General features: G+C 51.8%; 10 protein-coding genes and 1 tRNA gene. 5 read left to right on the forward strand and 6 right to left on the reverse strand.

Annotated elements, in window-relative coordinates:
• Positions 1-160: 160 nt before the first annotated feature.
• The 6 genes from A7090_RS23430 to trxB all read right to left on the reverse strand — a co-directional run bounded on the left by A7090_RS23430 (position 161) and on the right by trxB (position 6,305).
• Positions 161-248 (reverse strand) — tRNA-Ser (locus A7090_RS23430).
• Positions 249-479: 231 nt separating this feature from the next.
• Positions 480-698, reverse strand: a complete 219-nt coding sequence (gene infA, locus A7090_RS23435; RefSeq protein WP_001040187.1) for a translation initiation factor IF-1 — start codon at positions 696-698, stop codon at positions 480-482.
• A 284-nt stretch (positions 699-982) separates the two neighbouring features.
• The gene (gene aat, locus A7090_RS23440; protein ID WP_105275716.1) at positions 983-1,687 is read right to left on the reverse strand and encodes a leucyl/phenylalanyl-tRNA--protein transferase; all 705 of its coding nucleotides are present in this window, start codon (positions 1,685-1,687) and stop codon (positions 983-985) included.
• Positions 1,688-1,728: 41 nt separating this feature from the next.
• Entirely contained in the window at positions 1,729-3,450 is a 1,722-nt protein-coding gene (gene cydC, locus A7090_RS23445) for a heme ABC transporter ATP-binding protein/permease CydC (protein WP_105275717.1), read from the reverse strand.
• Positions 3,451-5,217, reverse strand: a complete 1,767-nt coding sequence (gene cydD, locus A7090_RS23450) for a heme ABC transporter permease/ATP-binding protein CydD (RefSeq protein ID WP_105275718.1) — start codon at positions 5,215-5,217, stop codon at positions 3,451-3,453.
• Positions 5,218-5,339: 122 nt separating this feature from the next.
• Positions 5,340-6,305 (reverse strand): thioredoxin-disulfide reductase, encoded by a 966-nt coding sequence (gene trxB / locus A7090_RS23455; RefSeq protein ID WP_105275719.1) that lies wholly within the window; start codon positions 6,303-6,305, stop codon positions 5,340-5,342.
• A 543-nt stretch (positions 6,306-6,848) separates the two neighbouring features.
• Between trxB and lrp the strand changes: the two genes are divergently transcribed.
• The 5 genes from lrp to serS all read left to right on the forward strand — a co-directional run bounded on the left by lrp (position 6,849) and on the right by serS (position 15,037).
• On the forward strand, positions 6,849-7,343 hold the full coding sequence (lrp, locus tag A7090_RS23465; RefSeq protein ID WP_000228473.1) for a leucine-responsive transcriptional regulator Lrp: 495 nt from the start codon (positions 6,849-6,851) through the stop codon (positions 7,341-7,343).
• Positions 7,344-7,477: 134 nt separating this feature from the next.
• Positions 7,478-11,530: a DNA translocase FtsK gene (ftsK, locus tag A7090_RS23470; protein ID WP_105275720.1), complete on the forward strand. Its 4,053-nt coding sequence runs from the start codon at positions 7,478-7,480 to the stop codon at positions 11,528-11,530.
• 158 nt (positions 11,531-11,688) lie between these two features.
• Positions 11,689-12,300 carry an outer membrane lipoprotein chaperone LolA gene (gene lolA, locus A7090_RS23475; protein ID WP_021550529.1) on the forward strand — a complete coding sequence of 204 codons (612 nt, stop codon included), beginning with the start codon at positions 11,689-11,691 and terminating at the stop codon, positions 12,298-12,300.
• Between the two features lie 10 nt (positions 12,301-12,310).
• Complete coding sequence (gene rarA, locus A7090_RS23480; RefSeq protein WP_105275721.1) at positions 12,311-13,654, forward strand: replication-associated recombination protein RarA; 1,344 nt, start codon at positions 12,311-12,313, stop codon at positions 13,652-13,654.
• Positions 13,655-13,744: 90 nt separating this feature from the next.
• The gene (gene serS, locus A7090_RS23485) at positions 13,745-15,037 is read left to right on the forward strand and encodes a serine--tRNA ligase (protein WP_105275722.1); all 1,293 of its coding nucleotides are present in this window, start codon (positions 13,745-13,747) and stop codon (positions 15,035-15,037) included.
• Positions 15,038-15,193: the final 156 nt, after the last annotated feature.

Here is a 15,193-nt window from a genome sequence, read left to right on the forward strand (position 1 = left end):
TGTTGGGTGGAGCGGACAATCCAAATGGTGAATTACTGTCTTATATCATTGGCGCTGACATCGCCAGTTGTCGAACCCCGGTCGGGGCTTCTCATCCCCCCCGGTATGTGCAAAATACGAAAAAAAAGCCCGTACTTTCGTACGAGCTCTTCTTCAAATATGGCGGTGAGGGGGGGATTCGAACCCCCGATACGTTGCCGTATACACACTTTCCAAGCGTGCTCCTTCAGCCACTCGGACACCTCACCAAATTGTTTTGTTGCCTGACCTCATGGGGCAACGGGGCGCTACTATAGGGAGTTGACGTAAAACGGTCAAGAAGAATTTTACTGGCAATTATCGTTTGCTCATACTGTAAACAAGTTGTGCAGTATATCTACATTGAGATAACTTATGGACTTATACTTCCACAAAATAAAAAGGCCGGTTAAACCGACCTTTTACGTGTTCTTTCTCTCGCCCATCAGGCGGTAAAACAATCAGCGACTACGGAAGACAATGCGGCCTTTGCTCAGGTCGTACGGGGTCAGCTCAACAGTCACTTTGTCGCCCGTCAGGATGCGGATGTAGTTTTTACGCATTTTACCGGAGATGTGTGCAGTAACCACGTGACCGTTTTCTAACTCTACGCGGAACATGGTGTTAGGCAACGTTTCAAGAACGGTACCTTGCATTTCAATATTGTCTTCTTTGGCCATCTAATCCTCTGGGGTATCACTACCGTAATTTGAACCGGCAAGATAATGCCGAAGTTCTGTAAATAAGTAAAGATTTGCGCGCTAAATCGCAACAAACAGATCCGGCACATTACTCCGAAAACACACGGCTAAGTCGCACCAAAAGCGCAACATATAAGGGCGCGGTGAGATAAACGATGAGCGTTACCTGACGCGAAAAATTCCTTATCGGCAGCGGGGTAATGAGCGTAACCAATTCTGCGACCGCAATTATAACACTCTGGGGAGAAATGTGCCGAAAACATTCATTCTTGTGGTGAAAACAAGCACCGCGGTATCCAGAAATTATTCGGCAATCGTCCAGAGCGCATTTGATTGAGATAATAGAGGTAATCCCGACGGGGAATTTCGCAGGCACCAAGCGACGCTGTATGCTCGTTAAGCACCTGGCAGTCGATAAGTTTACCTCCATGACGGATAAATTCCTCACAGAATACCAGAAGCGCCGTTTTGGATGCATTTTCCATTCGGCTGAACATTGACTCGCCACAAAATAGCGTTCCCTGGGCCACGCCGTACATACCGCCGACAAGCTCATCTTTACGCCACACTTCAATGGAGTGGGCATGACCGAGTTCGTGAAGACGATGGTAGGCTTCGACCACGCCTCGCGTGATCCAGGTTCCTTCTTCGCGATCGCTGGCACAGCCTTCAATAACCTGACCAAAAGCGTAATTCATCGTGACTCGATAGGGCGAGCGTTTATGAAATCGCTTCATACTACGGCTGATATGCAGTGATTCTGGCCATAGCACCGCGCGAGGATCGGGCGACCACCAGAGGATGGGGTCGCCTGGAGAAAACCACGGAAAAATACCACGCTGATAAGCCATTAACAGGCGCGCAGGACTAAGATCGCCCCCCAGTGCCAGCAGGCCGTTAGGCTCACGTAATGCGCCTTCCGGGGAAGGGAAGGCTATTGAATGACGAGAAAGCTGAACCAGGCGCATGACCGCAAAACTCCACGCAAGTCGGATCGTTCAATAATAGCTTACAAACCCTGCTTAAACTGGTAATAACGCCCCTGTCGGGCAAGCAGTTCTGTGTGAGTACCTTGTTCAATAATTTGTCCGTTGTCCATCACTATTATTTGCTGGAAACGAGAGAGTCCGCGAAGTCGATGGGTGACCATTAACACCGTTTTCTCACGCATCATTTCTGCAAGCAATTCAAGGATCTGGCTTTCAGTTGTGGCATCTAAGCCTTCGGTAGGTTCATCCAGCAATACGAGTGGCGCATCATGTAATAGCGTACGGGCGATAGCCAGACGGCGCAGTTCACCACCGGAGAGCTGGCGTCCACCTTCACCTAACCAACTGTTGAGACCTGCGTCCTCAAGCAGCTTCTCCAGACCAACGCGACGCAAGATCTCTACCAGAGCCTCATCACTACTGCCAGGAGCGGCGAGTAATAGATTATCACGCAGCGTGGCGCTAAACAGATGCACTCGCTGTGGCACAACGCTGATGGTCTGTCGTAGCGTCGCTTCATTCAGGCTGGCTATGGGGCTATCATTAAGCAAAATCTTGCCCTGTTGCGGGTCCCATGCGCGGGTCAGCAGTTGTAACAGTGTTGATTTACCGCATCCTGTTCGCCCGAGAATCGCAATATGTTCCCCGGCGTTTACCTGAAGAGAAATCCCTTTAATTGCCTGTTGGGATTGCTCCGGATAAGTGAACTGAACATCTCGTAGCGTCAGCGAAACGTGATCGTCAACTCGGGTTTTGGTCTCAGGGAAGGTGACTTCCGGTTTTTGATCCGTTAAATCGGTGATCCGTACGGCAGAGGCAATGACTTGCCCCAGATGCTGAAATGCACCCGTTACCGGCGCCAGTGCTTCAAACGCAGCTAACGCACAGAAGACAAACAGGGCAATTAACGCGCCGGGTTGAGTATTGCCGCCAACGCCGCCAGACGCCATCCACAGCATCAGGATCACCGCCAACGCGCCAATTAGCAGCATTATCGCTTGCGATAAGGCGGTCAGTTCAGATTGACGGCGTTGCGCTTCCAGCCACTGAATTTCAGTATTCTCTAACTGCGTGCGATAACGATCGCTGGCACCAAAAATGGTCAGTTCAGCTTGCCCTTGCAGCCAGGCCGTCAGTTGTTGGCGATACTGCCCGCGAAGATGAGTCAGATTTTTCCCGGTGCGTTTTCCCGCACGATAAAACAGCGGTGGCATCAGGAAAAGCGTCAGTAACATAATGCCGCCCAACGTAAAGGCGAGGGTGAAATCAAGGAAACTTAATCCGATTGTCACCACCATAATCACCACAAAAGCGCCCACCAGCGGCGAGATAACGCGCAGGTAAAGATGATCGAGCGTATCAACATCTGCCACTACGCGGTTGAGCAATTCGCCTTGACGATAGCGCGCCAGTCCGGCAGGGGAGAGGGGGAGCAATTTACTGAAGGTGTAAATGCGTAGATGCTGCAACACGCGGAAAGTCGCGTCATGGCTCACCAGACGTTCAAAATAACGCCCGGCGGTACGGGTGATTGCTGCGCCACGTACGCCTGCAGCGGGTAGCATATAGTTGAAGCTATATAGTCCTGCAACGCCTGCAACCGCTGAGGCAGAGAGGAACCAGCCGGAAAGTGTCAACAGACCGATACTGGCGAGCAATGTGACAATTGCCAGCGCAATGCCCAGACTTAACATCCATTTATGACGTTTATACAGTGCCAGATAGGGTAGCAAAGCGCGCATTTAAATCTCCTCCTGACGATGGGCCAGCAATGTGGCGAAAGGACCACCAGCCATGCTTAATTCCGCATAACGTCCTTGCTCAATAATCTGACCATCCTGCATTACCCAAATGACATCCCAGTCAGCAAGATCTTCTAACTGGTGGGTGACCATTAACGTTGTCTGGCGAAGCGAGGCGGCATTCAGCGCCTCCATCACGCGCTGCTCACTGTTAGCATCAAGGCTGGCAGCGGGTTCATCCAACAGTAATAGCGAACAGGGATTCAGTAATGCACGCGCCACCGCCACACGTTGTGCCTGGCCTACAGAAAGGCGGGCAGCCTGGTCGCCAACTGGTGTATCAACACCTTGTGGAAGTTGTGGCAGAAACTCACTAACCCAGGCATTATCCAGTGCTGTTTGTAACTCGTGTTCGCTGGCATCAGGTCGTGCCAGAAGTACGTTATCCCGTAGTGTTGCGGCCGGTAGTTGCGGGTTTTGCCCAACCCAGGAGAGATGTTTACGCCACGATTCCGGTGATAAATCGCGTAATTCTATTCCGTTGATTCGTAGCGAACCCTGATATGAGAGAAAACCGGAAAGCGCGTTTAGCAGTGAGCTTTTACCTGAACCGCTGCGACCAACCAACACGGCACGTTGGCCTGCTGGCAAAGTAAAGTTCAGCGGTCCGGCCAGCGTTTTACCTTCCGGCGACGTGATAAACAGATCCTCGGCCTCAATGGTCACCGGATCGGTCGATGCTAATTCCGTCTCACCACGCTGCGGATGGGCAAGCGGGGTTTCCATAAACGTTTTCAGACTGTCCGCTGCGCCAACAGCCTGGGCTTTAGCATGATAAAACGTACCGAGATCGCGTAATGGCTGGAAAAACTCCGGCGCAAGGATCAGGGCCAGAAAACCCGCAGCCAGCGTCACGCCAGTATCGTAGTGACCAAAATCCAGCTCTCCAAGATAGGAGAAACCAAAATAGACCGCCACCAGAGCAATCGACAGCGAGGTAAAGAATTCCAGAATGCCGGAGGATAAAAACGCCAGCCGTAGCACTTCCATTGTCCGTTGGCGAAAATCTTCCGAAGCAGAACGAATACTTTCAATTTCAGCTTCACCACGACCAAAAATACGCAGTGTTTCCATGCCGCGCAGGCGATCGAGAAAATGCCCACTTAAGCGAGCAAGAGCGAGAAAGTTACGTCGGTTAGCATCGGCAGCTCCCATTCCAACCAGCGCCATAAACAACGGAATTAACGGTGCAGTGCCCAGCAGAATGAGCGCCGCAGCCCAGTTAGAGGGGAAGATCGCGATAACAATCAGCAGCGGCACCGACACCGCCAGCGCCATTTGCGGCAGGTAGCGTGCATAGTAATCATGCATATCGTCAATTTGCTCGAGAACCAACGTAGCCCAACTCCCAGCAGGTTTGCCCTGAATCCACGCTGGCCCTGCTTGTTGCAGACGGTCGAGAACCTGACGGCGAATGGAAAAGCGGATATGTTGCCCGGCGTGATAACCCACCCGTTCGCGTAACCAGACCACCCATGCGCGCAGTACAAAGGTCAGAACCAGTAAGGTAAAGGGAAGCAGCAGAGCTTCACGGGGAATATTCTCCATAATCATATGTTGCAGAATACGCGCCATGAACCAGGCCTGGGCAATGATCAATATGCCGCTCACAAAGCCCAGTAGACGAGAAATATTCAGCCAACGTTGGGAGATGACGCTTTGCTGTTTTAACCAGCGGGTTAACTCTTTTTGACGGGATTTATTCATTGCACACTTAGCAGGTGAGTTATCAGAATTATTTGCAGAGCAATGTTACAACGGGGAAAAAATAAAGGCGACCCATAGTCGCATGGTGTCGCCTTCTTTACTTTTGTTACTGATTTGTAAAATTATTTTGTATCCGCTAAACCATCGAGGTAGCGTTCCGCATCAAGTGCCGCCATGCAGCCTGTACCAGCAGATGTAATGGCCTGGCGATAAATGTGATCCATCACGTCGCCCGCAGCAAAGACGCCAGGGATGCTGGTCTGGGTGGCATTACCATGAATACCCGACTGCACTTTGATGTAGCCGTTTTCCAGTTCCAGTTGCCCTTCGAAAATAGCGGTGTTCGGACTGTGACCGATAGCAACAAACAGACCGGCAACGTCGAGTGACTCGATGTTATCGTTGTTTTGTGTATCGCGCAGACGAACACCAGTGACGCCCATCTGATCGCCAGTCACTTCCTCCAGCGTACGGTTGGTGTGCAGAATGATGTTGCCATTCTCCACTTTATCCATCAGACGCTTAATGAGGATTTTTTCCGCACGGAAACCATCACGGCGGTGGATAAGATGCACTTCCGAAGCGATGTTAGACAGATACAGAGCCTCTTCAACTGCGGTATTGCCGCCGCCGATGACCGCCACTTTCTGATTGCGATAGAAGAAACCGTCGCAGGTTGCACAAGCAGAAACCCCACGGCCTTTAAAGGCTTCTTCAGAGGGCAGGCCGAGATAGCGTGCAGAAGCTCCGGTGGCAATAATCAGCGCGTCGCAAGTGTATTCACCGCTATCGCCAGTCAGACGGAACGGACGATTCTGCAAATCTACTTTGTTGATGTGATCAAAGATGATTTCCGTTTCAAATTTAGCGGCATGTTCGTGCATGCGCTCCATTAATAACGGACCGGTCAGATCGTTTGGATCGCCAGGCCAGTTTTCCACTTCCGTGGTGGTGGTCAGTTGGCCGCCTTTTTCCATGCCGGTAATCAGCACGGGTTGCAGGTTGGCGCGCGCTGCGTAGACAGCAGCGGTGTATCCCGCCGGGCCTGAACCCAGGATAAGCAGTTTACTGTGTTTGGTCGTGCCCATGAGATCCCCATAGTTGTTGGCAGACAATGGGCAGGATTGTAGGGAATTTACAGACGTAAAAAAAGAGTATGACGATTTTGTTAACAATTTGTGCAATCGGCAGCATCGATAAGCAGGTCAAATTCCCCCGTCATTATCACCTCTACTACTTAACTTTCCCGTTTTATAAGCCGATTAAATGATGAATAAACGCCCCTGTTAATGAATATCTGGCATGTTGTACTAAAAATCGATGTTTTGCTTTGACAATCCCCTGGTGTTTTGCGAAAACATTCGAGGAAGAAAAAAACGGTATTCTTATATGCGCATAACCATGCATGTAAATACCATGTTTACCGTGCTAGTGAAATCTACGTATGGCGTGGACAGACGCCATTCGTGATGTCGATAGCTGCCACAAGGCAACGGTCTTCTCACCGTAGACCCAGGCATTGCGCGCCTTGAATCTTAATGATTTCGGTCTATCGTGACGGGTAGCGACTCTGAACAGTGATGCTTCAGGGTCAGACAGGAGTAGGGAAGGAATACAGAGAGACAATAATAATGGTAGATAGCAAGAAGCGCCCCGGCAAAGATCTCGACCGTATCGATCGTAACATTCTTAATGAGTTGCAAAAGGATGGGCGTATTTCTAACGTCGAGCTTTCTAAACGTGTGGGACTTTCCCCAACGCCGTGCCTTGAGCGTGTGCGTAGGCTGGAAAGACAAGGGTTTATTCAGGGCTATACGGCGCTGCTGAACCCCCATTATCTGGATGCATCACTTCTGGTATTCGTTGAGATTACTCTGAATCGTGGCGCACCGGATGTGTTTGAACAATTCAATACCGCTGTACAAAAACTTGAAGAAATTCAGGAGTGTCATTTAGTGTCCGGTGATTTCGACTATCTGTTGAAAACACGCGTGCCTGATATGTCTGCTTACCGTAAGTTGCTGGGGGAAACCCTGCTGCGTCTGCCTGGCGTCAATGACACACGGACATACGTCGTTATGGAAGAAGTCAAGCAGAGTAATCGTCTGGTTATTAAGACGCGCTAACACGGAACAGGTGCAAAATCGGTGTATTTTGATTACACTCCTGTTAATCCATACAGCAACAGTACTGGGGTAACCTGGTACTGTTGTCCGTTTTAGCATCGGGCAGGAAAAGCCTGTAACCTGGAGAGCCTTTCTTGAGCCAGGAATACACTGAAGACAAAGAAGTCACATTGACAAAGTTAAGTAGCGGCCGCCGACTTCTGGAGGCGTTGCTGCTCCTTATTGTCCTGTTTGCCGTCTGGTTGATGGCTGCCTTACTAAGCTTTAACCCTTCGGACCCCAGCTGGTCGCAAACGGCCTGGCATGAGCCTATCCATAATATAGGTGGGATGCCCGGTGCGTGGCTGGCAGATACGCTGTTCTTTATTTTTGGCGTGATGGCTTACACCATTCCCGTCATTATTATCGGCGGTTGTTGGTTTGCCTGGCGTCATCAGTCCAGTGACGAATACATTGATTATTTTGCCGTTTCGCTACGCATCATTGGCGTTTTGGCGCTCATCCTTACTTCCTGTGGTCTGGCGGCAATCAACGCTGATGATATCTGGTATTTTGCCTCCGGCGGCGTCATCGGCAGCTTACTAAGCACTACACTACAACCACTGCTACACAGTAGCGGGGGAACTATTGCGCTGCTCTGCGTTTGGGCCGCGGGCCTGACGCTGTTCACCGGTTGGTCATGGGTGACCATTGCTGAAAAACTCGGTAGCTGGATTTTAAGCATTCTCACCTTCGCAAGTAATCGCACCCGTCGCGATGATACCTGGGTCGATGAAGATGAGTATGAAGACGACGAAGAGTATGAAGATGAAAATCACGGAAAACAGCATGAATCACGCCGTGCCCGTATTCTTCGCGGCGCGTTAGCGCGTCGTAAACGGTTGGCGGAAAAATTCATTAATCCGATGGGGCGGCAAACAGACGCTGCGTTGTTCTCCGGTAAGCGGATGGATGATGACGAAGAGATTACCTACACTGCACGCGGTGTGGCTGCCGACCCGGACGACGTCCTATTTTCGGGCAATCGTGCAACGCAGCCAGAATATGACGAATACGATCCATTATTAAACGGTGCGCCAATTACCGAACCTGTTGCTGCGGCAGCTGCTGCTACCACGGCGACACAAAGCTGGGCTGCGCCGGTTGAACCTGTGACTCATACGCCGCCTGTGGCCTCTGTTGATATTCCACCTTCACAGCCTACTGTAGGCTGGCAGCCTGTTCCGGGCCCGCAAACGGGGGAGTCGGTTATTGCTTCTGCACCGGAAGGTTACCCACAGCAGCCACAATATGCGCAGCCTGCGGTGCAATATAATGAGCCGCTGCAACAACCTGTACAACCACAGCAGCCGTATTATGCGCCTGCTGCTGAACAACCTGTTCAACAACCGTATTACGCTGCTGCGCCGGAACAACCGGTGGCAGGTAACGCCTGGCAAGCCGAAGAGCAGCAATCCACTTTTGCTCCGCAGTCTACATACCAGACGGAGCAAGCTTATCAGCAGCCAGTCGCTCAGGAGCCGTTATACCAACAGCCGCAAGCCGTTGAACAGCAGCCTGTTGTGGAGCCTGAACCCGTTGTAGAAGAGACAAAACCCGCGCGTCCACCGCTTTACTATTTTGAAGAAGTGGAAGAGAAGCGTGCCCGTGAACGTGAACAACTTGCGGCCTGGTATCAACCGATTCCTGAACCAGTTAAAGAACCAGAACCGATCAAATCTTCACAGAAAGCACCTTCTGTTGCAGCAGTACCTCCAGTAGAAGCTGCTGCCGCTGTTTCTCCGCTGGTATCTGGCGTGAAAAAAGCGACACTGGCGACGGGGGGGGCCGCACCAGTCTTCAGTCTGGCAAATAGCGGTGGACCGCGTCCGCAGGTCAAAGAAGGGATTGGCCCGCAGTTGCCACGACCTAAACGTATCCGCGTGCCAACTCGTCGTGAACTGGCGTCATATGGCATTAAGCTGCCATCGCAGAGAGCGGCAGAAGAAAAAGCACGTGAAGCCCAGCGCAATCAGTACGATTCCGGCGATCAGTATAACGATGATGAAATCGATGCGATGCAGCAGGATGAACTGGCGCGTCAGTTCGCCCAGACGCAGCAGCAACGCTATGGTGAACAGTATCAGCATGATGTGCCTGTGAACGCAGAAGATGCAGATGCTGCGGCAGAGGCTGAACTGGCTCGTCAGTTTGCTCAAACTCAACAGCAACGTTATTCCGGCGAACAACCGGCTGGGGCGAATCCGTTCTCGCTGGATGATTTCGAATTTTCGCCAATGAAAGCGTTGCTGGATGATGGTCCACACGAACCGCTGTTTACGCCAATTGTTGAACCTGTACAGCCGCCGCAACAGCCGGTTGCACCGCAGCAGCAGTATCAGCCGCCGCAACAGCCGGTCGCACCGCAGCAGCAGTATCAGCCGCCGCAACAGCCGGTCGCGCCGCAGCAGCAATATCAGCAGCCGCAACAGCCGGTCGCGCCGCAGCAGCAATATCAGCCGCCGCAACAGCCGGTTGCACCGCAGCAGCAATATCAGCCGCCGCAACAGCCGGTCGCACCGCAGCAGCAATATCAGCCGCCGCAACAGCCGGTCGCACCGCAGCAGCAATATCAGCAGCCACAACAACCTGCGCCACAGCCGCAGGATACCCTGCTTCATCCACTGTTGATGCGCAATGGCGACAGCCGTCCGTTGCATAAACCGACGACGCCGCTGCCTTCTCTGGATTTGCTGACACCGCCGCCGGGCGAAGTGGAACCGGTAGATACCTTTGCGCTTGAACAAATGGCGCGTCTGGTGGAGGCGCGTCTGGCTGACTTCCGCATTAAAGCCGATGTCGTTAATTACTCACCTGGCCCGGTTATCACTCGCTTTGAACTGAATCTGGCTCCGGGCGTAAAAGCGGCGCGTATTTCTAACTTGTCACGTGACCTCGCCCGTTCGCTATCAACCGTGGCGGTTCGTGTTGTTGAAGTTATTCCTGGCAAACCCTATGTAGGTCTGGAGTTACCGAATAAAAAACGACAAACCGTTTATCTGCGAGAAGTGCTGGATAACGCCAAATTCCGTGATAATCCGTCGCCATTAACCGTGGTGCTGGGTAAAGATATCGCCGGTGAGCCGGTCGTTGCCGATTTGGCAAAAATGCCGCACTTGTTGGTTGCGGGGACTACCGGTTCTGGTAAGTCTGTCGGCGTGAACGCGATGATCCTGAGTATGCTTTATAAAGCACAGCCAGAAGATGTGCGTTTCATCATGATCGACCCGAAAATGCTGGAGCTTTCGGTTTATGAAGGTATTCCGCACCTGTTAACGGAAGTCGTTACCGATATGAAAGATGCCGCCAACGCGCTGCGCTGGTGTGTTAACGAGATGGAGCGTCGTTATAAACTGATGTCTGCGCTGGGTGTGCGTAATCTGGCGGGTTATAACGAAAAAATTGCTGAAGCCGATCGCATGATGCGTCCGATTCCAGACCCTTACTGGAAGCCGGGTGACAGTATGGATGTGCAGCATCCGGTGCTGAAAAAAGAACCGTACATTGTGGTGCTGGTGGACGAATTTGCCGACCTGATGATGACGGTAGGGAAAAAAGTGGAAGAGTTGATAGCACGTCTGGCGCAAAAAGCCCGTGCCGCAGGTATCCACCTTGTACTGGCAACGCAGCGTCCATCGGTTGATGTTATTACTGGTCTGATTAAGGCGAATATTCCGACCCGTATCGCCTTTACCGTATCCAGTAAGATTGACTCACGTACCATTCTTGATCAGGCTGGCGCGGAATCACTGCTGGGAATGGGGGACATGCTCTACTCTGGGCCGAACTCCACGTTACCGGTACGAGTCCATGGTGCTTTTGTTCGCGATCAGGAAGTTCATGCCGTGGTGCAGGACTGGAAAGCACGTGGTCGCCCACTGTATGTTGATGGCATCACCTCCGACAGTGAAAGCGAAGGTGGTGCAGGCGGTTTCGACGGCGCTGAAGAACTTGATCCGTTGTTCGATCAGGCGGTGCAATTTGTCACTGAAAAACGCAAAGCGTCAATTTCAGGCGTACAGCGTCAGTTCCGCATTGGTTATAACCGTGCGGCGCGTATTATCGAACAGATGGAAGCGCAGGGGATTGTCAGCGAACAGGGGCACAACGGTAATCGTGAAGTGTTGGCCCCACCGCCGTTTGACTAATTAGTGCATCGTAGGCCGGATAAGACGCGATAGCGTTGCATCCGGCACTCTGGTAACTGAAAATTCAGTATTTTCTTCTTTCCTCAAGCTGATTATTAGCCTGGAATAGAGAGTAGAGGGAACTCCCGATCGGGAGTGACGTAATTTGAGGAACAATGATGAAAAAAATTGCCATCACCTGTGCATTACTCTCAAGTTTAGTGGCGTCCAGTGTTTGGGCTGATGCCGCAAGCGATCTGAAAAGCCGTCTGGATAAAGTCAGCAGCTTCCATGCCAGCTTCACACAAAAAGTGACTGACGGTAGCGGCGCGGCGGTGCAGGAAGGTCAGGGCGATCTGTGGGTGAAGCGTCCAAACTTATTCAACTGGCATATGACTCAACCTGATGAAAGTATTCTGGTTTCTGACGGTAAAACACTGTGGTTTTATAACCCGTTCGTTGAGCAAGCTACGGCAACCTGGCTGAAAGATGCCACCGGTAATACGCCGTTTATGCTGATTGCCCGCAACCAGTCCAGCGACTGGCAGCAGTACAATATCAAACAGAATGGCGATGACTTTGTTCTGACGCCGAAAGCCAGCAATGGCAACCTGAAGCAGTTCACCATTAACGTGGGGCGTGATGGCACAATTCATCAGTTTAGCGCGGTGGAGCAGGACGATCAGCGCAGCAGTTATCAACTGAAATCCCAGCAGAATGGGGTTGTGGATGCAGCGAAATTTACCTTCACCCCGCCGCAAGGCGTCACGGTAGATGATCAACGTAAGTAGAGGCACCTGAGTGAGCAATCTGTCGCTCGATTTTTCGGATAATACTTTTCAACCTCTGGCCGCGCGTATGCGGCCAGAAAATTTAGCACAGTATATTGGCCAGCAACATTTGCTGGCAGTGGGGAAGCCGTTGCCACGCGCTATCGAAGCCGGGCACTTGCATTCAATGATCCTCTGGGGGCCGCCGGGGACCGGCAAAACAACCCTCGCTGAAGTGATTGCCCGCTATGCGAACGCTGATGTGGAACGTATTTCTGCCGTCACCTCTGGCGTGAAAGAGATTCGCGAGGCGATCGAGCGCGCTCGGCAAAACCGCAATGCTGGTCGCCGCACTATTCTTTTTGTTGACGAAGTTCACCGTTTCAACAAAAGCCAGCAGGATGCATTTCTGCCACATATTGAAGACGGCACCATCACTTTTATTGGTGCGACGACTGAAAACCCCTCGTTTGAACTTAACTCGGCATTGCTTTCCCGTGCCCGTGTCTATCTGCTGAAATCCCTGAGTACAGAGGATATTGAGCAAGTACTGACTCAGGCGATGGAAGACAAAACCCGTGGCTATGGTGGTCAGGATATAGTTCTGCCAGATGAAACCCGACTCGCCATTGCTGAACTGGTGAATGGCGACGCGCGCCGGGCGTTGAATACGCTGGAAATGATGGCTGATATGGCCGAAGTCGATGATAGCGGCAAGCGTGTCCTGAAGCCTGAATTACTGACCGAAATCGCCGGTGAACGTAGCGCCCGTTTTGATAACAAAGGCGATCGCTTTTACGATCTCATTTCCGCACTGCATAAGTCGGTACGTGGCAGCGCACCTGATGCGGCGCTGTACTGGTATGCGCGAATTATTACTGCCGGAGGTGATCCGTTATATGTCGCGCGTCGCTGTCTGGCGATAGCGTCGGAAGACGTTGGTAATGCTGACCCACGAGCGATGCAGGTGGCAATTGCGGCCTGGGATTGCTTTACCCGCGTTGGTCCGGCAGAAGGTGAACGCGCCATTGCTCAGGCGATTGTTTACCTGGCCTGCGCGCCAAAAAGCAACGCTGTCTACACCGCGTTTAAAGCCGCGCTGGCCGATGCTCGCGAACGCCCGGATTATGACGTACCGGTTCATTTGCGTAATGCGCCGACGAAATTAATGAAGGAAATGGGCTACGGGCAGGAATATCGTTACGCTCATGATGAAGCAAACGCTTATGCTGCCGGTGAGGTTTACTTCCCGCCGGAAATAGCACAAACACGCTATTATTTCCCGACAAACAGGGGGCTTGAAGGCAAGATTGGCGAAAAGCTCGCCTGGCTGGCTGAACAGGATCAAAATAGCCCCATAAAACGCTACCGTTAATGTTATCGTTGCGGTAATGTTGTTACTGTATCCCTGTGGTCGCAGGCTGTGGCCACATCTCCCATTTAATTCGATAAGCACAGGATAAGCATGCTCGATCCCAATCTGCTGCGTAATGAGCCAGACGCAGTCGCTGAAAAACTGGCAGGCCGGGGCTTTAAGCTGGATGTAGATAAGCTGGGCGCTCTTGAAGAGCGTCGTAAAGTATTGCAGGTCAAAACGGAAAACCTGCAAGCGGAGCGTAACTCCCGATCGAAATCCATTGGCCAGGCGAAAGCGCGTGGGGAAGATATCGAGCCTTTACGTCTGGAAGTGAACAAACTGGGCGAAGAGCTGGATGCAGCAAAAGCCGAGCTGGATGCTTTACAGGCTGAAATTCGCGATATCGCGCTGACCATCCCTAACCTGCCTGCAGATGACGTGCCGGTAGGTAAAGACGAAAATGACAACGTAGAAGTTAGCCGTTGGGGCACCCCGCGTGAGTTTGACTTCGAAGTTCGTGACCACGTGACGCTGGGTGAAATGCACTCTGGCCTCGACTTTGCAGCCGCAGTTAAGCTGACCGGTTCGCGCTTTGTGGTTATGAAAGGGCAGATTGCTCGCATGCACCGCGCACTGTCGCAGTTTATGCTGGATCTGCATACCGAACAGCATGGCTATAGTGAGAACTATGTCCCGTACCTGGTTAACCAGGACACGCTGTACGGCACGGGACAATTGCCGAAATTTGCGGGCGATCTGTTCCATACTCGTCCGCTGGAAGAAGAAGCAGACACCAGTAATTACGCGCTGATCCCAACGGCAGAAGTTCCGCTGACCAACTTGGTACGCGGTGAAATCATTGATGAAGATGATCTGCCAATTAAGATGACCGCCCACACCCCATGCTTCCGTTCTGAGGCCGGTTCATATGGTCGTGACACCCGTGGCCTGATCCGTATGCACCAGTTCGACAAAGTTGAAATGGTGCAGATCGTGCGCCCGGAAGACTCAATGGCGGCGCTGGAAGAGATGACCGGTCATGCGGAAAAAGTCCTGCAACTGCTGGGCTTGCCGTACCGTAAAATCATCCTTTGCACCGGCGACATGGGCTTTGGCGCTTGCAAAACTTACGACCTGGAAGTATGGATCCCGGCACAGAATACCTACCGTGAGATCTCTTCCTGCTCCAACGTTTGGGATTTCCAGGCGCGTCGTATGCAGGCACGCTGCCGCAGTAAGTCGGACAAGAAAACCCGACTGGTTCATACCCTGAACGGTTCTGGTCTGGCTGTTGGTCGTACACTGGTTGCGGTAATGGAAAACTATCAGCAGGCTGATGGTCGTATTGAAGTACCAGAAGTTCTGCGTCCGTATATGAACGGTCTGGAATATATTGGCTAACCCCCAGTTTTTCTGAATATAAAAAGCGCCTGCGGGCGCTTTTTTTGTCTCCCTTTGATACCGAACAATAATTACTCCTCACTTACACGTAATACGTAACCGGCTCATTTAAACCGTCTGGTCTGTTTCCTCCGGCTCTACAAAAATAATGTCCAT

Origin of the sequence: Escherichia sp. MOD1-EC7003 (assembly GCF_002965065.1) — a bacterium.
Taxonomy (GTDB): domain Bacteria; phylum Pseudomonadota; class Gammaproteobacteria; order Enterobacterales; family Enterobacteriaceae; genus Escherichia.

Excerpts from the sequence above, each read along its gene's own strand:
- lrp (WP_000228473.1), top strand. The coding sequence starts at position 6,849 with ATGGTAGATAGCAAGAAGCGCCCCGGCAAAGATCTCGACCGTATCGAT.
- infA (WP_001040187.1), bottom strand. The coding sequence starts at position 698 with ATGGCCAAAGAAGACAATATTGAAATGCAAGGTACCGTTCTTGAAACG.
- aat (WP_105275716.1), bottom strand. The coding sequence starts at position 1,687 with ATGCGCCTGGTTCAGCTTTCTCGTCATTCAATAGCCTTCCCTTCCCCG.
- serS (WP_105275722.1), top strand. The coding sequence starts at position 13,745 with ATGCTCGATCCCAATCTGCTGCGTAATGAGCCAGACGCAGTCGCTGAA.
- cydD (WP_105275718.1), bottom strand. The coding sequence starts at position 5,217 with ATGAATAAATCCCGTCAAAAAGAGTTAACCCGCTGGTTAAAACAGCAA.
- cydC (WP_105275717.1), bottom strand. The coding sequence starts at position 3,450 with ATGCGCGCTTTGCTACCCTATCTGGCACTGTATAAACGTCATAAATGG.
- trxB (WP_105275719.1), bottom strand. The coding sequence starts at position 6,305 with ATGGGCACGACCAAACACAGTAAACTGCTTATCCTGGGTTCAGGCCCG.
- lolA (WP_021550529.1), top strand. The coding sequence starts at position 11,689 with ATGAAAAAAATTGCCATCACCTGTGCATTACTCTCAAGTTTAGTGGCG.